Source organism: Cytobacillus purgationiresistens, assembly GCF_030813235.1.
In the GTDB taxonomy this organism is placed as follows: domain Bacteria; phylum Bacillota; class Bacilli; order Bacillales; family Cytobacillaceae; genus Cytobacillus; species Cytobacillus purgationiresistens.
Map to the genome: position 1 here is coordinate 87,115 of NZ_JAUSUB010000018.1, position 19,805 is coordinate 106,919.

The 19,805-nt window shown below is 38.1% G+C and carries 16 protein-coding genes; 8 read left to right on the plus strand and 8 right to left on the minus strand.

All coding sequences use genetic code 11. From position 1 onward, the window contains the following. Positions 1-374: 374 nt before the first annotated feature. The 8 genes from noc to rpmH form a co-directional block, all read right to left on the minus strand. Positions 375-1,268, minus strand: a complete 894-nt coding sequence (gene noc, locus J2S17_RS18640) for a nucleoid occlusion protein (RefSeq protein WP_307477277.1) — start codon at positions 1,266-1,268, stop codon at positions 375-377. A gap of 130 nt (positions 1,269-1,398) precedes the next feature. Further along, entirely contained in the window at positions 1,399-2,115 is a 717-nt protein-coding gene (rsmG, locus tag J2S17_RS18645) for a 16S rRNA (guanine(527)-N(7))-methyltransferase RsmG (RefSeq protein ID WP_307477278.1), read from the minus strand. 35 nt (positions 2,116-2,150) lie between these two features. After that, positions 2,151-4,040, minus strand: a complete 1,890-nt coding sequence (mnmG, locus tag J2S17_RS18650; protein ID WP_307477279.1) for a tRNA uridine-5-carboxymethylaminomethyl(34) synthesis enzyme MnmG — start codon at positions 4,038-4,040, stop codon at positions 2,151-2,153. Between the two features lie 172 nt (positions 4,041-4,212). Next, complete coding sequence (gene mnmE, locus J2S17_RS18655; protein ID WP_307477280.1) at positions 4,213-5,598, minus strand: tRNA uridine-5-carboxymethylaminomethyl(34) synthesis GTPase MnmE; 1,386 nt, start codon at positions 5,596-5,598, stop codon at positions 4,213-4,215. Between the two features lie 401 nt (positions 5,599-5,999). Then, entirely contained in the window at positions 6,000-6,626 is a 627-nt protein-coding gene (jag, locus tag J2S17_RS18660) for an RNA-binding cell elongation regulator Jag/EloR (RefSeq protein WP_307477281.1), read from the minus strand. Further along, the gene (gene spoIIIJ / locus J2S17_RS18665; RefSeq protein ID WP_307477282.1) at positions 6,623-7,420 is read right to left on the minus strand and encodes a YidC family membrane integrase SpoIIIJ; all 798 of its coding nucleotides are present in this window, start codon (positions 7,418-7,420) and stop codon (positions 6,623-6,625) included. The genes jag and spoIIIJ overlap by 4 nt, the downstream gene beginning before the upstream one ends. A gap of 192 nt (positions 7,421-7,612) precedes the next feature. Then, the gene (gene rnpA, locus J2S17_RS18670) at positions 7,613-8,005 is read right to left on the minus strand and encodes a ribonuclease P protein component (protein WP_307477283.1); all 393 of its coding nucleotides are present in this window, start codon (positions 8,003-8,005) and stop codon (positions 7,613-7,615) included. A gap of 86 nt (positions 8,006-8,091) precedes the next feature. Next, positions 8,092-8,226, minus strand: coding sequence for a 50S ribosomal protein L34 (gene rpmH, locus J2S17_RS18675; RefSeq protein WP_066441866.1), 135 nt, complete (start codon positions 8,224-8,226; stop codon positions 8,092-8,094). Positions 8,227-8,938: 712 nt separating this feature from the next. Here rpmH and dnaA point away from each other — a divergent pair. The 8 genes from dnaA to J2S17_RS18715 all read left to right on the plus strand — a co-directional run bounded on the left by dnaA (position 8,939) and on the right by J2S17_RS18715 (position 19,482). After that, a complete protein-coding gene (gene dnaA / locus J2S17_RS18680; RefSeq protein ID WP_307477284.1) occupies positions 8,939-10,285 on the plus strand; it encodes a chromosomal replication initiator protein DnaA in 1,347 nt (448 codons plus the stop codon). A 175-nt stretch (positions 10,286-10,460) separates the two neighbouring features. After that, the gene (gene dnaN / locus J2S17_RS18685; protein ID WP_307477285.1) at positions 10,461-11,594 is read left to right on the plus strand and encodes a DNA polymerase III subunit beta; all 1,134 of its coding nucleotides are present in this window, start codon (positions 10,461-10,463) and stop codon (positions 11,592-11,594) included. Between the two features lie 426 nt (positions 11,595-12,020). Continuing rightward, positions 12,021-12,233 carry a S4 domain-containing protein YaaA gene (gene yaaA / locus J2S17_RS18690; protein ID WP_307477286.1) on the plus strand — a complete coding sequence of 71 codons (213 nt, stop codon included), beginning with the start codon at positions 12,021-12,023 and terminating at the stop codon, positions 12,231-12,233. 19 nt (positions 12,234-12,252) lie between these two features. Continuing rightward, complete coding sequence (gene recF / locus J2S17_RS18695) at positions 12,253-13,371, plus strand: DNA replication/repair protein RecF (protein WP_307477287.1); 1,119 nt, start codon at positions 12,253-12,255, stop codon at positions 13,369-13,371. A gap of 9 nt (positions 13,372-13,380) precedes the next feature. Then, complete coding sequence (gene remB, locus J2S17_RS18700; protein WP_307477288.1) at positions 13,381-13,629, plus strand: extracellular matrix regulator RemB; 249 nt, start codon at positions 13,381-13,383, stop codon at positions 13,627-13,629. 87 nt (positions 13,630-13,716) lie between these two features. Next, the gene (gyrB, locus tag J2S17_RS18705; protein ID WP_370875067.1) at positions 13,717-15,624 is read left to right on the plus strand and encodes a DNA topoisomerase (ATP-hydrolyzing) subunit B; all 1,908 of its coding nucleotides are present in this window, start codon (positions 13,717-13,719) and stop codon (positions 15,622-15,624) included. Positions 15,625-15,738: 114 nt separating this feature from the next. Further along, positions 15,739-18,294: a DNA gyrase subunit A gene (gene gyrA, locus J2S17_RS18710; protein WP_307477289.1), complete on the plus strand. Its 2,556-nt coding sequence runs from the start codon at positions 15,739-15,741 to the stop codon at positions 18,292-18,294. 81 nt (positions 18,295-18,375) lie between these two features. Next, on the plus strand, positions 18,376-19,482 hold the full coding sequence (locus J2S17_RS18715; RefSeq protein WP_307477290.1) for an HD-GYP domain-containing protein: 1,107 nt from the start codon (positions 18,376-18,378) through the stop codon (positions 19,480-19,482). Positions 19,483-19,805: the final 323 nt, after the last annotated feature.

The window sequence follows — 19,805 nt, forward strand, 5'->3', positions numbered from 1 at the left end:
ATCCCTTGATTCTACTTTATTTGCTAAAGTCATAGCCTATTTTCATCTAGTAAACAGGCAATTATGTAGTCTATTTTATCATGAAAAAGATAAGAGAATAATTATTTTGCGAAAAATAAGAAAATCTTCCAATCTAACAAGAAAAGTGCAAGCGCCTAGTTCATCGCCGTACAAACCGCAGCAGGGCTTTGACCGAGATAAAAGGAAACACGGTTAGCGATAGCAAACCGATGTTGACCTATCGCACGGAGGAGACCTGAAATCTGATAGGCGCTGGAGCTAGGGATATTATTCTAATTGAAAATTAAAAAGAGGATAAACATAGACTTACAGAGTAAAAAAGCTGGCCAACTTTTATGCAGGCCAGCCTTTTATTATCTCTTCTTCTTTGGAATCTTAATTGTAATCTGATAGAACTCATCAAATTCTTCCTCTTGGGAATCAAGGTTAATTCCGCTATCTGATACCATGGAAAGTGATTGACGAATCGTATTGACAGCTATGCGCATGTCTTTGCTAAAAGCTTTTCTTTTCGGCTTCGGCTTTGCATTTTTATCTTCCAGTAACTTGACGACACGTTCCTCAGTTTGCTTCACATTCAGATGCTTTTCTATAATTTCCTGAAGAAGAGCGATTTGCTTCTCAGGATTTTTAAGTGGTATAAGAGACCTTGCATGACGTTCTGTGATTGCCTTTCTTAATAAAGCATCTTGAACGTCCTGTGGCAGCTTTAAAAGTCTCAACTTATTTGCAACAGTGGATTGGCCTTTTCCCAATCTTTGGGCCAATGCTTCCTGTGTAAGATTGTGCAGCTCTAGAAGCTTCCCGTAAGCTACGGCTTCTTCAATTGGTGACAATTCCTCTCGCTGTAAGTTTTCAATTAAAGCGATGGAGGCTGTTTCAGTATCGCTCATATTTTTCACAATCGCTGGAACCTCGTCCCAGCCTAGTTTGTTCATTGCACGCCAACGACGCTCACCGGCAATGATTTCGAACTGACCGTCTGTAAATTCCCTCACGACAATCGGCTGGATAATTCCATGCATATGGATTGTCCGTGAAAGCTCTTCTATTTTTTCATCATCAAATATTGTCCGAGGCTGAAAGCGATTCGGAACAATATGATCAATTGGGATTTTCTTAATTTCCTCATTCACTGCCAATTCTTCTTCCACTTCTGTATCTAGTTGTTCTTCTGACTGTTCTATTTCTTCACCTTGTTCTTCCTTTTCGCCTAGGCCAAAAAAACGTGAGAAAGAATTTTTCATCACACTGCACCACCTTTACGAAACTCCCTTTTACTTATTCTCTATAAAAATGACAAATCCTGCGTACCGTTGTCAACATATTAATAAGAATCTAACCAATGAAAGGATCCTCATACTCATTCAATTGATTTTACTCAATTGGTGATTTATTTGGAGTACCAGGCTTTCTTGGATATTTTTTAGGGGTCGTTTTTTCCTTTTCAATAATTAAAATATTCCGTTCACTTTCTTCTTGAGGCAATGTAAAGGTATGGGATTCATTAAGCCTTCCTCCTAAAACAGAAACAGCCTTTTGCCCTGCATGCAACTCGTCCTTTGCACTTGCGCCCTTCATTGCGACAAACGTACCGCCAACCTTAGCAAGCGGCAGACAAAGCTCACTTAACACAGATAATCTTGCAACCGCTCTTGCCGTTACAACATCAAAAGCTTCTCGATACATTTTATTTTGTCCGAAGGTTTCTGCACGGTCATGAATAAATTGAACATTATTTAATCCGAGTACTTCCGCAAGATGAGTTAAAAAGCCAATTCGCTTATTTAAAGAATCAACGATGGTAATATGTAGTTCTGGAAAAGCAATTTTTAGCGGGATACTAGGAAAACCAGCACCTGCGCCAACATCACAAACCGTTAAAGGTTTTGAGAAATCAAAATAAAACGCTGCTGAGAGAGAATCATAGAAATGCTTCAAATATACTTCTTTTTTTTCGGTAATAGCAGTTAAATTCATTTTTTCATTCCATTCGACAAGAGTGGAATAATATATTTCATATTGTTGGATTTGCTCAGGCGAAAGGGAAATCCCCTTCGCCGCAAGCAATTGGACAAATTGTTCAGTATCCATTCCTCAAATCCTTTCTTATATAGAAAACGATCTTGTTATTCATTCGCTACCTTGGCAATTCTGCCCTGTTCTAAATACACGAGCAGGATGGAAATATCAGCTGGGTTCACACCCGATATCCGTGAAGCCTGTGCAAGTGATAACGGTCTTACATCTTTTAATTTTTGTCTTGCTTCAGTAGCCAGTCCGTTAATATCACCATAGTCTATATTATCCGGAATCTTTTTATTTTCCATCTTTCGTAAGCGATCCACCTGCTGCAATGATTTTTCTATATAACCTTCATATTTTACTTGAATTTCCACTTGTTCTGTTACATCAGCATCAAGATCTGTTTCAGCTGGAGCAAGTTGAGCAATATGATTATAATTCATCTCTGGACGTTTCAAAAGGTCTGCTGCACGAATGCCATCCTTAAGCTCACTGCCGCCCATTGATTGGATTAGCGTCTGTACTTCTGCATTTGGTTTTAAAATAAGCTGCTGCAGTCTTGCTTTCTCGTCTTCGATGGCTTGCTTTTTCAATAAGAATCTTTCGTAACGGTCTTCACTAATCATACCTACTTTATACCCTAGTTCGGTCAATCTTAAATCTGCATTATCATGTCGTAGAAGTAAACGATACTCTGCTCTTGATGTAAGCAGGCGGTATGGTTCATTTGTTCCTTTTGTCACCAAGTCATCAATTAACACACCGATATAACCATCAGATCGACTTAAGATAACTTCCTCTTTGTCAATTGCATTTAAGCCTGCATTCATACCAGCCATTAAGCCTTGGCCCGCTGCTTCTTCATAACCTGAAGTTCCGTTAATTTGACCTGCCGTATAAAGGTTCTTCACCTTTTTCGTTTCTAGTGTCGGCCATAACTGTGTAGGAACAATCGCATCATACTCAATTGCATAGCCTGGACGCATCATTTGCACATTTTCTAAACCAGGAATGGTTCTTAGTATTTCTTGCTGAACATCTTCAGGTAAGCTTGTTGATAAACCTTGGACATACACTTCTTGTGTGTTTCTTCCTTCCGGCTCTAAGAAGATTTGATGACGCGGCTTATCATTGAAGCGTACAACTTTATCTTCAATAGATGGGCAATAACGCGGTCCCGTCCCTTTGATCATCCCTGAATACATTGGTGAACGATGCAAATTATTATCAATGATCGTATGCGTTCTTTCGTTCGTATAAGTTAACCAGCATGGAAGCTGATCCGTAATATACTTCGTTGTTTCATAGGAGAATGCACGAGGTGTATCATCCCCTGGTTGGATTTCAGTCTTGCTATAATCAATCGTATGACTATTAACGCGCGGCGGAGTACCGGTTTTAAACCTTACCAAATCAAAGCCTAGCTCCTCCAAGTGCTCAGAAAGCTTAATGGACGGCTGCTGATTATTTGGACCGCTTGAATATTTCAGTTCTCCCAGAATGATTTCTCCACGTAAGAAAGTACCTGTGGTTATAACAACAGACTTAGATCGATAGATCGCTCCTGTTTGCGTAACGACACCCGTACAGACACCGTCTTCTACTAATAGACGTTCTACCATTCCTTGAATCAGCGTTACATTTTCTTCATTTTCCAATGTTTTTTTCATTTCATGCTGATACGTAAATTTATCAGCTTGCGCTCTTAAAGCACGAACTGCTGGACCTTTCCCAGTGTTCAGCATTCGCATTTGAATATGGGTCTTATCGATATTTTTCCCCATTTCCCCGCCTAACGCATCAATTTCCCTCACTACAATCCCTTTAGCAGGTCCACCTACTGAAGGGTTACAGGGCATAAAAGCGACCATATCTAAATTGATTGTGATCATTAATGTTCTTGCACCAACACGCGCAGATGCGAGACCAGCTTCTACACCGGCATGGCCTGCTCCAATCACGATGACATCATAATTACCAGCTTCGTATGACATGATCTTACCTCCCTTAAAATTATCTATATAAAAGTTCTCTTTTGAACGATTGTTTTTATGCTTGTCGGAGATGGCAAGCTACCTCCACTTTTCTTTGTGCGCCTAGACCCTCGAGGTCCTTAGCCAAGGCGACCAAAAAGGAAAAACCGCCTTTTCGGCCGCCTCCGCTTTTCTATTTCCCTAAGCAGAATTGGGAGAATAGTTGGTCGATAAGGCTTTCGTGGACGCTGTCCCCGGTGATTTCACCGAGCAGTTCCCATGTTCTGGTTAGATCGATTTGTACGATGTCGATCGGTGTACCCATTTCTACTCCTTGTATGGCTTCATCGATAGCATTTAATGCTTGGTTTAACAAAGCGATATGTCTTGTATTAGATACGTATGTCATATCCCCTGTTTCGATTGCCCCGGCAAAAAATAGTGAAGCTATGGCTTCTTCTAATTCATCTATTCCTTGATCCTCTAATAAAGAAGTGGTAACGAGTTTGTGATTTTGTGAGAGCTCATGAACCTGATCCATGTTAATAACCTGTTCTAAGTCCGTTTTATTGACGATTACGATAACGTCCATTCCTTCAACAGCCTTAAATAAATTGATATCCTCTTCTGTCAGCTCATCTGAATAGTTGATGACAAGTAGTATGAGATCTGCTTCTTTTAAGACTTGTCTTGATCGTTCAACACCAATGCGCTCGACGATGTCTTCTGTTTCTCTAATACCCGCTGTATCTACCAATCTAAGCGGAACACCGCGTACATTAACATATTCCTCAATTACATCTCTTGTCGTTCCTGGAATATCAGTAACGATGGCTTTATTTTCATGAACAAGACTATTCAATAGTGAAGATTTACCTACATTTGGCCTGCCTACGATAACTGTCGATAAGCCCTCTCGTAAAATTTTCCCTTGCTGAGATGTTCTAAGGAGCTGCTCAACTTCTTTTTTCACGAATGCAGCCTTTTCAAGGAGAAGATGATGGGTCATTTCTTCCACATCATCATATTCCGGATAATCTATATTTACCTCAACATGGGCAAGCACTTCCAAAATTTCCTGTCGCAACTTCTGAATGAGCTTCGAAAGGCGACCTTCCATTTGTCCAAGCGCTACATTCATTGCCCGATCCGTTTTTGCACGAATTAAATCCATCACAGCCTCAGCCTGTGACAAATCGATACGCCCGTTTAAAAATGCCCTTTTCGTAAACTCACCTGGTTCGGCTAATCTTGCTCCATGAGTCAACAAAAGCTGAAGCACTCGATTGACAGATACGAGTCCGCCATGACAATTGATCTCAATAACATCCTCTTTCGTAAAGGTTTTCGGACCCTTCATAACCGACACCATTACTTCTTCGGCAATTTGCTCTGTCTTTGGATCAATAATATTGCCGTAATGAATGGTATGGGACGGGACATCCTTAATACGCTTGCCCCCTACACCTTTAAATAATAAGTCAGCAATTTCAAATGACTGGCTTCCGCTCAGCCTGACAATTGCAATGGCTCCTTCACCCATTGGTGTAGAAATAGCTGCTATAGTATCAAGTTCCAAGCAGCTTCACCTCTTTTCATCTCTATATCATCTATAAAAACTATATATAAATTTTTTTATTTCCCAAAAAAATAGAATATCATATCAAAAAAATTTAGAAAAGCGCAAGACCGATTTTCACAATATCATCCAGTCTATTCAAAAGGTTATTAACAGTTTAACCAAAATATATTTTTTGGAAAATTATCCACATCATTGTTTTAATAACAAGGTCTATTTTAACTTATCCACATGTGAATAACAATCAATCGGGAACATAATTCACAATTGACCTTGTCATTGACCTAGATTTAAGGTTCCGAAAAAAGCAAAATCTATCAAAACCTGTTCGGAACCAAATAGTGATATTCACACATTGCATCAAAAAACCCCAATCCTATTTTACATGGATTGGGGTTTTTTCACTTATTCTTAACTGGTGATATTACAATATGACGGTGAGGATCATTACCATCCGAAAAGGTTTGAATACGTTTGTCATTTACTAAAGCAGTATGAATAATTTTTCTTTCATATGACGGCATCGGCTCTAGAGCAATTTTCTTTCCTGTCTTAATTGCTTGCAAGGCAAGTCGTTCTGCAAGTTGAATAAGCGTATCATATCTTCTTTTACGATAATTCTCAGCATCAAGCATTACATTATAGTATTGATTTGAATATCTATTTACCACTAGCTGCGTTAAATATTGTAAAGAGTTTAAGGTTTGTCCTCTTTTACCAATTAGTAAGGCGATTTTTTTTCCTGATAAGATAAATTGAACATTTTTACCGTCTTTTACAGTTTCAATCTCAATCGGCGTGCCCATTTTTTCGCTGACTTCTAATAAAAATTTCTCCGCTTCTTCAATCGGATCCATTTTTATTACCGCTTTTATCACTGCAGGTCTGGATCCAAAAATGCCTAGAATCCCTTTTTTTCCCTCATCAACAATGGTAATTTCAGTACGTTCCTCGGTTGTCTTTAATTGAGCTAAAGCCGAATCTACTGCTTCCCTGACGGTTTGTCCTGTAGCAGTTATTTCTTTCACTTTTTCGCTCCTCCCGCAGGTTGCGTTTGTTTAGATTTCTTCAAATCTGGACCTTTAATAAAATAAGTTTGAATAATCATGAATAAGTTACCTACTACCCAGTATAAAGAAAGTGCTGCCGGGAAATTGATAGCAAAAACCACGATCATGATCGGCATTAACCAAAGCATCATGGTCATTTGCGTTGCCATTTGTGGACTGGCACTCATATCTTGACCTGCCATCATCATTTTCTGCTGGATGAAAGTAGTGATACCAGCAACAACTGGCAATACATAGATTGGATCTGGCGCACCAAGATCAAACCATAAGAAATTATGCTCTGCAATTTCTGTAGTACGTGAGATTGCATGATAGAAACCAATTAAAATCGGCATTTGAACGATTAATGGCAAACATCCTGCTAATGGGTTTACACCATGCTTCTGAAATAGTGCCATCGTTTCCTGCTGTAGCTTTTGCTGTGTTTTCTGATCTTTAGAGCTGTATTTTGCCCTTAATTGTTGCATTTCAGGTTGCACTGCCTGCATCGCTTTTGAACTTCTTGTTTGCTTTATCATCAAAGGTAAAAGTATCAGACGGATAATAATTGTTACGATAATAATGGATAAGCCGTAGCTTGCACCTGGAAAAATTTCCGCAATCTTAATAATGAAAATAGAAAGCGGATACACTATGAATTCATTCCAAAAGCCTTCACTTTCAGACGTAATTGGCTGATTAAATTCTGTACATCCTGCAAGTAAAACTGTCACTAGAATTAAGCCAATTAATAAAGGTATTCGTTTCTTCAACCGTTTTTTCCTCCTTAATGCCTAGAAAATATAGATACACTCACCGTTTCATCCATACTTGTCCTCAAAAAAAGATGTCTGAACACTGAGAATTTATCCTGTTATGTATTTTATCATCTTTTAAGCAGAACTCCTATCATTAAAAGAGGATAAATTGAAACCAATCTAAAGGCAGAGACTTAGCGACACATTTCAGCCTTTTAACTCGGTTGGAATAGTTTTTTGTTTATTATTTCCATGTTTAGGTTTGTTCAAAACCTTTGAAAGCTTCAAAACGTGAATTAAACTCTTTTTTATTTCATGAAAATCCATACTGGACACAGGCTTTCTTGCGATAATGATATAATCATAATCCTGTTTCAAATCAGCGTCTAACTCATGAAAGGCCTGGCGTATATATCTTTTTATTTGATTGCGCATAACGGCATTGCCGATCTTCTTACTGACAGATAAACCAATGCGAAAATGTAACTGTTCGCCCTTTTGTAATGAATAAACGACAAATTGACGATTGGCAAATGACTTGCCCCGCTTAAAGGCCTCTTGGAACTCTTTATTCTTTTTTACTCTAAATTCTTTCTTCATGTCATTTACACCTTCTTTAAAAAAACACTTTCAAAAAGTAACATATAATGATGTATCGAAAAAAAGACCACTGATGTTTCAGTGGCCTAAGCAGATAATACTTTTCTTCCTTTGCGACGGCGACGAGCTAGGACGTTACGTCCGTTTGAGCTGCTCATGCGGCTGCGGAATCCATGAACTTTACTTCTTTTACGTTTATTTGGTTGAAAAGTTCTTTTCATTATATGACACCTCCCTGAGGAATAGCTGTTAAAGACAGTCTTTCTAATTATATAGATGGTACCCAAAGATTGTCAACTACCCTGCATAAATTGCAAAGTAAACATCCCTACGCTCCATTTTTTCATACATAATGATTACTCAAGAATTTTAACCTCTTTTTGATTATTTGTCACCCTATAATTGATAACAGTTTTTGGATGCCCGTTTTTTATCCCTATCGTTTACAATGAAAGATCCTTCCTTTAACCATTTTAGAAAATGAAGTACCTAACATTCCCAAAATAACCACGAAAAAAACTTGTGGATAATTTTTCGACATTTTTTCTTTTATCCACACCATATATAGACAAGTTTTTCACAGAAACACTACCTGTGGACAATTATTATTAACAGCCTGTTCTACTTGTGGATAAAGGTTGAAAAAACGTTGCATGGTCTAGTAATATCTGTTATCATATTTGTGTTTTCACCCTTAATAAATGATCAACCATTTCTTCCTTATCCACAGATTGTGGATAGATTGTGGACAGGTTATTCAACCCATCTGTAGAACTTTGTCCACAGACAGTGGATACTGTCGAAATTCCACTAAACTTCCTTATTATATATTTTTCCACATAAACAGTTTCGTATATTTATAAATTTATAGGTTATTTTGGAATAATACCTGTAGCTTTTTCCCACGAAACGAATGAAAAGGAGGGACATGCATTGGAGAATATTGAGGATCTTTGGCAAAAAGCATTGGCCAATATTGAAAGAAAAATAAGCAAACCAAGCTTTGATACATGGCTAAAATCAACTAAAGCACATCTATTACAAGGTGACACTTTAGTAATAAAAGCACCAAATGAGTTTGCGCGCGATTGGCTTGAAGAACGCTATTCCACATTGATCTCAGGGATTCTTGAGGATTTAACAGGCGAAAAATTAGAAGTGAAATTCATCATTCCTCAAAATCAAAAAGAAGAGGAACTAGATGCTTTAATGCCTGCTAAAAAGAAGCCCCGTGAAGAAGATCAGCCAGAGCTGCCATTAAATATGCTCAATACAAAGAATACGTTTGATACATTTGTTATTGGCTCCGGTAATCGCTTTGCCCATGCTGCCTCACTTGCTGTAGCAGAAGCACCGGCAAAAGCGTATAATCCGCTCTTTATTTATGGTGGAGTTGGTTTAGGAAAAACGCATCTTATGCACGCCATCGGCCATTATGTTTTAGATCATAATCCATCGGCAAAGGTCGTTTATTTATCATCTGAAAAATTCACTAATGAGTTCATCAACTCGATTCGTGACAATAAAGCCATTGATTTCCGCAATAAATATCGAAAAGTAGATGTTCTTTTAATAGATGATATTCAATTCCTAGCTGGAAAAGAATCAACTCAAGAAGAATTTTTCCATACATTTAATACTTTACATGAAGAAAGTAAGCAAATTGTCATCTCTAGTGATCGACCGCCAAAAGAAATACCAACCCTTGAAGATCGTCTTCGTTCTAGATTTGAGTGGGGATTAATAACGGATATTACACCACCTGATCTTGAAACAAGAATCGCCATTCTTCGTAAAAAAGCAAAAGCAGAAGGGCTGGACATTCCGAACGAAGTCATGCTTTATATTGCTAACCAAATTGATTCTAATATTAGAGAATTAGAAGGTGCGCTTATTCGTGTTGTTGCTTATTCTTCTTTAATAAATAAAGATATAAATGCTGATTTAGCAGCGGAAGCATTGAAGGATATTATTCCAAGCTCAAAACCAAAAGTGATTACCATTCATGAAATACAAAGAGTTGTGGGAGAATATTTCAATGTGAAGCTCGAGGACTTTACTGCGAAGAAACGGACAAAATCCGTTGCATTTCCACGTCAAATCGCGATGTATCTATCAAGAGAACTAACAGATTTTTCATTGCCGAAAATTGGTGAGGAATTTGGCGGCCGCGATCATACGACTGTTATTCATGCCCATGAAAAAATCTCGAGATTACTGCAATCAGATATGCAATTTCAAAAACAAGTAAAAGAAATTCACCAATTACTAAAAGTTTAATGTGAATAACTTCGTTGTCTTTATACACAGTCTGTCCACATGTGGATAGGCTGTGTTTCCATTCGAAATCCTAGTTATCCACATACTAACAGGCCCTACTAGTACTTCTATATTCTTTTAAAATAAAAATATATATATATAACTATTAAAAAAAATGAATCGGAGGATAACAAAAATGAGGTTTACCATCCAACGAGATAAATTAGTTGAAGGTGTACAGGATGTAATGAAAGCAGTAACAAGCAGAACAACGATTCCAATCTTAACGGGAATAAAAATTGTCGCTTCAGATGAAGGTGTTGCTCTAACAGGAAGTGACTCTGATATTTCCATTGAATCATTTATCCCCAAAAACCAGGGAGATGAGGTCATTGTTGAAATTAAACAGCCTGGAGCGATTGTTCTACAAGCAAAATTCTTTAGCGAGATCGTAAAGAAATTACCGACTGATTTAGTTGAAATTCATGTAGAGAATCACTTGCAAACAGTCATTCGATCAGGAAAATCTGAATTCAATATAAATGGTCTTGATGCGGATGAATATCCTCATTTACCACAAATTGAAGAAGAGAACGCTTTTAAAATGCCGACCGACCTTTTAAAAGCAATGGTGAGACAAACGGTTTTTGCAGTGTCCACCTCAGAAACACGCCCCATCTTGACAGGTGTCAACTGGCAAGTGGAAAATGACTCATTAACCTGTATTGCAACAGATAGTCATCGACTAGCTTTAAGAAAAGCAAAGATTGAAACTGAAGGCAATGATCAATACAATGTCGTTATTCCTGGGAAGAGTCTAAATGAATTAAGTAAAATTCTTGATGACCAAAATGATTTAATTGAAATTGTAATCACAGAAAATCAAGTTTTGTTCAAAGCTGAAAATTTATTATTCTTCTCAAGACTTCTGGAGGGGAATTATCCAGATACTTCAAGATTGATTCCGACTGAAAGCAAAACTGAGGTAGTTGTCGGGACGAAGGAATTTTTACAGGCAATCGACCGCGCTTCACTTTTAGGTGAAGGAAAAAATAATGTTGTTAAGTTTTCTACAATAGACGGTGATTTCGTTGAGATTTCGTCTAATTCTCCTGAGATTGGTAAAGTAGTGGAGGAAATCCCGAGCCAAACTAAAGATGGGGAAGATTTAAAAATTTCTTTCAGCGCTAAATTTATGATGGATGCATTAAAAACTTTGGAAGGTCCTGAGATTAAAGTGAATTTTACTGGTGCAATGAGGCCTTTCATCATCAGACCATTAAATGACGATTCTATCCTGCAATTAATATTGCCAGTAAGAACTTACTAAAAACAGGAGAATCGCAAATGAATGATTTGCAGTTCACTGTGTCGTCAAAAGGAAAAATAGGCAAAATTCAGCGGATTTGGTGAAGTGTCCATTCGACTCCTGCGGGAGAAGCGAGATAGCCCGTGACCCTGCAGGAGCGTAGCGACATAGCGGCATACCGCTCGCCCCGCCGAAAGCGAACGGTATGCTTCGGGAAATCCTACACCATCTTTTTTATGAAATTAAATGAGTTTGTCTAAAGCCTTAACCGCAAATGAATGATTTGCGGTTAAGGCTTTAATTGATTCGAAAAAGTTGAAGAATGAAGACAAAATAACTACTTTGTTAATTTTTTTTGTGTATCTGTCAATTATTTAGTAAAATAAACTATTAGATACTATCAATCATGATGAATGTCTTTAAGTCAAACTTAGGAAGAGTGCAAACATGAACGAAGTAAAAATAGAAACGGAATATATTACATTAGGTCAATTTCTCAAAGCTGCTGATATCATCCAAACTGGAGGAATGGCTAAATGGTTCTTAAGTGAATATGAAGTGTTCGTGAACGATGAACAGGATCAGCGTCGAGGAAGAAAGCTGCGCGCAGGAGATAAAATAAGAATTCCAAACCAAGGAACATTTATTGTAACGGATTAAATAAGGGATGTAACCGCCTATGCATATAGAGCAATTGCAATTAAAAAATTATCGAAACTACGATGCATTAGAAGTAAGCTTCGAAAATAAAGTAAATGTAATCTTGGGGCAAAACGCCCAGGGTAAAACAAATGTGATGGAATCCATCTACGTTTTGGCAATGGCAAAGTCACATCGTACCTCCAATGATAAAGATCTTATTCGCTGGGACGAGGAATATGCTAAAATAGAAGGTAGGGTCCAAAAACAGCATGGTTCCTTACCTATGCAGCTGATTATTTCTAAAAAGGGGAAAAAGGCTAAATGCAACCATATTGAACAGCAAAAGTTAAGTCAATATGTTGGAAATATGAATGTAGTAATGTTCGCGCCTGAAGATCTCCATCTCGTAAAGGGGAGCCCTCAAGTTAGGCGGCGTTTTATTGATATGGAAATTGGACAAGTTTCCCCTGTCTATTTACATGCCATCAATCAATATCAAAAAATTCTTCAGCAACGCAATCATTATTTAAAGCTGTTACAAACGAAAAAACAAACTGATCATACGATGCTCGACATTTTAACGGAGCAATTCATTGAAATGGCGGCGAAGATTGTTTTAAAGCGTTTTGATTTCATTCACCTGCTGGAAAAGTGGGCCATGCCCATTCATGAAGGCATATCTAGAGGTCTTGAAACATTAAAAATCGTGTATAAGCCGTCAGTTGAGGTATCAGAAGAACAAGATTTGTCGAAAATGATTAGTGTATACAATGAAAAATATTTAAAGACAAAAAATAGAGAGATTGATCGTGGTGTGACAATGTTTGGTCCGCATAGAGATGACCTTCTTTTTCAAGTGAATGGAAGAGATGTTCAAACCTTTGGTTCTCAAGGCCAGCAAAGGACAACTGCTTTATCCGTTAAGCTTGCTGAAATTGAGCTTATCCATTCCGAGATTGGGGAGTATCCAATTCTTCTACTGGATGACGTTCTTTCGGAATTGGATGATTACAGACAATCTCATTTATTGAACACCATACAAGGAAAAGTCCAAACTTTTGTTACGACGACCAGTGTTGATGGCATTGACCATCAGACATTGAAGGAAGCTGCTGCTTTCCAAGTGGAAGCAGGCATGCTTAAAAAGATTCAATGAGGTGATACCTTGTATATCCATATAGGTGAAGATGTTCTCATACGAACAAAAGATCTTGTCGCTATTATAGATAAAGAAAGTGCCAGCTCTTCTAAGAACACAGAAGAGTTTTTACATCGTGATAAGGGCCTATTAATTAATTTATCTAAAGGCGATTATAAGTCGATTGTGATTACAACTGATCATATTTATTATTCTCCTCTTGCCTCTGCCACATTGAAAAAGCGCTCAAGTAAATTAAGTGTGCAAGAGTTTTAAAGGATTAATGAACCAATTCATACAGGTAAAAAAATGCAACGCAAATGGAAAGTGTAGGTGATCGATGTGTCAATGGATCAGGAAGCAATGGAACAACAATCCTATGATGAAAGCCAGATACAGGTTCTAGAAGGTCTTGAAGCGGTAAGAAAGCGTCCTGGAATGTATATCGGATCGACGAGTGCAAAAGGACTTCATCATCTTGTATGGGAAATAGTCGATAATAGTATTGATGAAGCCTTAGCTGGTTATTGTACGGAAATTAACATAAGCATCGAGGAAGATAATAGCATTAAAGTCATTGATAACGGACGTGGAATACCAGTAGGGATTCAGGAAAAGATGGGACGACCAGCTGTAGAGGTTATCTTAACAGTCCTGCATGCCGGAGGAAAATTCGGTGGCGGAGGCTATAAGGTTTCCGGTGGACTTCATGGTGTAGGTGCGTCTGTTGTTAATGCTCTTTCTACAATATTGGAGGTTTATGTTCATCGAGATGGACAAATTCATTATCAAAAATATGAAAGAGGTGTGCCTGCTGCAGATTTAAAGGTAGTGGGTGAAACCGATCATACGGGTACAACGATTCACTTTAAACCAGATGAAGAAATTTTCACAGAAACACTTGAGTATGAATTTGACACTCTAGCAACTAGAGTGCGTGAATTAGCGTTCTTAAATAAAGGCTTAAAACTCATCATAGAGGATAAGCGCGTTGAGAATAAAGTAAAAGAGTTTGTTTATGAAGGTGGCATCAAGTCTTACGTAGAGCATTTGAATAAATCAAAAGAAGTTCTTCATGAAGAGCCGATTTTTATTGAAGGTGAACACGAAGGAATTTCGATTGAAGTATCCATGCAATACAATGACAGCTACACAAGCAATCTGTATTCCTTTGCCAACAATATTCATACTTATGAAGGCGGTACGCATGAATTTGGCTTTAAAACAGCTTTAACTAGGGTCATAAACGACTATGCCAGAAAAAATGGGATCTTTAAAGAGAACGATACGAATCTGACTGGGGAAGATGTGCGAGAGGGCTTAACTGCTATTATCTCTATTAAGCATCCTGATCCCCAGTTTGAAGGACAAACAAAGACAAAACTAGGAAATTCAGAAGCTCGTGCAGCAACAGATACGATATTCTCTGAGGCACTTGAGAAATTTCTTATGGAAAATCCACCAGTAGCCCGGAAAATTGTTGAAAAAGGTGTAATGGCCGCCAGAGCACGTTTTGCTGCTAAAAAGGCACGAGAATTAACGAGAAGGAAAAGTGCACTTGAGGTTTCCAGCCTTCCTGGAAAACTTGCAGACTGCTCGTCAAAAGATGCTTCTATTTCAGAGCTATATATCGTTGAGGGTGACTCCGCGGGTGGTTCTGCAAAGCAGGGACGAGATCGTCATTTCCAAGCCATCCTGCCGCTTCGAGGTAAAATCTTAAATGTTGAGAAAGCGAGATTAGATCGTATTCTCTCAAACAATGAAGTGCGGGCAATGATTACAGCATCTGGCACAGGAATTGGTGAAGACTTTGATATTACAAAGGCAAGATACCATAAAATAGTGATTATGACGGATGCTGATGTAGACGGAGCGCATATTAGAACTTTATTATTAACGTTCTTCTATCGTTATATGAGACAAACTCTTGAAGCGGGCTATATATATATTGCACAGCCGCCATTATATAAGGTTCAGCAAGGAAAGAAAATCGAGTATGCCTACAATGACCGCCAGCTTGATGTAGTGATGAAGAGTCTCCCAGCCAGCCCGAAACCAAATGTTCAGCGCTATAAAGGACTTGGAGAAATGAATCCAGATCAGCTGTGGGAAACAACAATGAATCCAGAAACAAGAACGCTGTTACAGGTGAGTCTTGAGGATGCGATTGAAGCAGATGAAACCTTCGAGATCTTAATGGGTGATAAAGTTGAACCGCGCAGAAACTTCATTGAAGAAAATGCACAATACGTTAAGAATCTAGATATTTAATGGAAGCCAGGATAGAAAAATTCTATCCTGCTTTTACATAGATTACGTATTTGAAATTGTACGAATAACTAAAGAGTGAGTGAAGGCTGACTCTTAAATAGGGAGGTTCTTTATATGGCTGAAACGCCAAGGTCCCAAATTAAAGAAATTAATATTAGCCAGGAAATGAGAACATCATTCCTTGATTATGCCATGAGCGTAATTGTGTCTCGTGCACTTCCAGATGTACGCGATGGATTGAAGCCTGTACACCGTCGTATTTTGTATGCGATGCATGATTTAGGCATGCATTCAGATAAACCATTTAAAAAATCTGCACGTATTGTCGGTGATGTTATCGGTAAATATCACCCGCATGGTGATTCGGCAGTTTATGAAACAATGGTACGGATGGCGCAAGATTTTAACTATCGCTATATGCTTGTCGATGGTCATGGTAACTTCGGTTCTGTTGATGGTGACTCAGCTGCAGCTATGCGTTATACGGAAGCGCGTATGTCTAAGATTTCAATGGAATTATTACGAGATATTAATAAGGATACGATAGATTATCAAGATAACTATGATGGTGAAGAAAGAGAACCGATCGTTTTACCAGCTCGTTTTCCTAACCTTTTAGTCAATGGAACTTCCGGCATTGCAGTCGGAATGGCTACAAATATTCCACCACATCAGCTTGGTGAGATAATTGATGGTGTTCTTGCGATTAGTAAGGATCCAGAAGTAACGATTCAAGAGCTTATGGATATTATTCCTGGCCCTGACTTTCCAACAGCTGGGTTAATCCTAGGGCGGAGCGGTATCCGCAAAGCATATGAAACAGGTCGCGGCTCAATTACCATACGTGCCAAAGTGGAAATTGAACAAAAGTCGAATGGTAAAGAAGTTATCCTTGTTCATGAACTTCCTTATCAAGTAAATAAAGCACGGTTAATTGAAAAAATTGCTGAGCTTGTTCGTGATAAAAAAATCGATGGTATTACCGATCTGCGTGATGAATCTGATCGTAATGGTATGAGGATAGTTATGGAAGTACGTAAGGATGCGAACGCCAATGTGCTTCTGAATAATTTATACAAGCACACGGCGTTGCAAACAAGCTTTGGTATAAACATACTAGCACTTGTTGGTGGTCAGCCGAAAGTTCTTAATTTGAAGCAATGTTTGGAGTATTATCTTGAACATCAAAAGGTGGTTATTCGCCGCAGAACAGAGTTTGAATTAAGAAAAGCTGAAGCGCGCGCTCATATTTTAGAAGGTCTGCGAATCGCACTGGATCATTTGGATGAAGTCATTAAATTAATAAGAAGCTCTCAAACAGCAGATATTGCCCGCGAAGGTTTAATGACAAACTTCAATCTATCAGAAAAACAAGCACAGGCAATTTTAGATATGCGTTTGCAGCGTTTAACAGGGTTAGAACGCGAAAAAATCGAGGAAGAATATGCAAACCTTGTTAAGCTCATAGCTGAATTAAAAGATATTTTAGCAAATGAAGAAAAGGTATTAGAAATTATTCGTGAAGAATTGCTTGAGATAAAAGACCGCTTCAATGATAAGCGACGTACAGAAATTGTTTCAGGCGGATTAGAACATCTTGAAGATGAGGATTTAATCCCGCAGGAAAATATTGTCCTTACGTTGACACATAAGGGGTATATTAAGCGATTGCCTGTGTCTACCTACCGTGCCCAAAAACGCGGAGGACGAGGAATTCAGGGAATGGGAACAAATGAAGACGACTTTGTCGAGCATTTGATTTCAACTTCCACGCATGATACGGTTCTTTTCTTTACAAACAAAGGGAAAGTTTATCGTGCAAAAGGTTATGAAATTCCTGAATATAGCAGAACAGCAAAAGGTATTCCGATTATTAACCTTCTTGGTGTCGAAAAAGATGAATGGGTCAATGCAATTATCCCTGTTGAGGATTTTGTCGATGACTGGTTCCTGTTCTTCACGACGAAGAATGGTATCTCCAAGCGTTCACCTTTATCATCCTTTGCACATATTCGAAATAATGGATTGATTGCCTTAGGTCTGAGAGAAGACGACGAATTAATTTCGGTTAAATTAACAGATGGCAAGAAAGAAATTATTATCGGGACAAAAGGTGGTATGCTGATTCGCTTCCCAGAAGATGATGTAAGATCCATGGGTAGAACAGCTACTGGTGTTAAAGGGATTTCCTTAGGTAAAGATGACGAAGTAGTCGGCATGGAAGTGCTAGAGGAAGATTCGAAAATCCTTATCGTTACGAAAAAGGGCTACGGGAAACGTACACCGGTTGAAGATTATCGTGTTCAAGGCAGAGGCGGTAAAGGGATTAAGACTTGTAATGTAACGGAAAAGAACGGAACACTCGTTTCGATGAAGGCTGTTACAGGGGAAGAAGACTTAATGTTAATCACAACTGGTGGAGTCCTTATTCGGATGGCTGTAAATGATATTTCAACAATGGGACGTAATACACAAGGTGTTAAACTTATCCGTTTGGATGAAAGTCAGGATGAATTTGTTTCAACTGTTGCTAAAGTTGAAAAAGATGATGAGAAGTCCGATGATGAGTTAACCAAGCCACTAGAAAACGCTGATGAATTACCGGAAGAAGAAATCAACAGCGCGGAAGAAATCAATACAGATGAAGAAATTAATAATGAAGAAGAATAAGATTATACAGGAGAGGAACACCAAAGCAATATGGTGTTCCTCTTTTTTTGTAAATAAAGTAAAATAGAGTGAAGGATAATTATGGATGGAGTGGAAAAGATGCGTGTAGCAATCAATCAGCTTCAAGAGGGATGTATCGTCACAGAAGATATAACAGGAATGACTAAAATGCCGATCATAAGTAAAAACACTGTGCTTAATCAAGAGCTTCTCAATATATTAAACGTATTTCTTATTAAAGAAGTAGAAGTGGCAAGGACATTGGTTGATGGCCAACCATTTTTGCCGCCGGAGCTAGAAACGGAACAAACCAAAGAAGGCGATGTAGCAGAAGACCTCATTGATTCCTTTTTAATGGGTGTACAAAAATTCAAAAGAGAATTTGAAATCTGGCAAGCGGGTTATCCAGTTGATATTAGCAAAGTCTTAGCCATTATGCTTCCTTTAGTAGAAAAGATGGAGGAATCACCACCCTCTGATATCTTTCGATTGTATTATTTATCTACGGATGATCAATACATATACCAACATGCAGTTGCTGTAGGAATGCTAAGTGCTTATATAGGAAAGAAATTAAAGTATGGTAAAAGTGATATTATTCAGCTTGCTATTGGGGGTTGTTTAATTGATGCTGGGATGGCGAAAGTTAATTCGGCCATTATAAAAAAATCTGGTCCCCTTACAATCGAAGAATATGAGCAAATTAAGAAACATCCGTTATATAGCTTTCAAATGGTTCAAGAGTTACCTTTGTTAAAAGAAGAAACAAAATATGCAATTTACCAGCATCATGAGAGACTAGATGGGAGTGGCTACCCTAATAGCAAGAAAGATAAAGAGCTGTATCCCATTGGCAGAATTATCGCTGTTGCTGACGCTTTTCATGCGATGACTTCACAAAGAATGTATCGTCGAAAGCGTTCGCCCTATCAAGTATTGGAAATGCTCATAGAGAATCACTTTGGAAAATATGATGTGGCTGCTTTAAATGCATTGAGTGTAGGGATCATTACTTTTTCTATTGGGAGTACAGTGAAGATTTCTAATGGCCAAGCAGCAAAAATACTGTTTATGGATGAAACAGCACCTACAAGACCACTTGTAGAAATCAGCAGCACAGGTGAAATCCTCTCTTTAAAAAGAAATCGGCATCTTTATATCGAAGAAGTTTTAAATAATCATATATAAATATAATTATTTTCGATAATCACTTGCATTGTGCAAAATAGGCTGATATAATAATTCAAGTCAGCAGGAAAAGTTATTTCTTTTAAAAAGAAATAAAAAAGATGTTGACAATATAACATGTAAATGTTATATTAATAAAGTCGCTTCTGAAGCGAATGAGATTGATCTTTGAAAACTGAACGAACAAAAACGTCAACGTTAATTCAAAAAAGCTGATTTATCAGCATCGCACTTTTAGTGCAAAAACGAGCTAATCAAACAACACTTTATTGGAGAGTTTGATCCTGGCTCAGGACGAACGCTGGCGGCGTGCCTAATACATG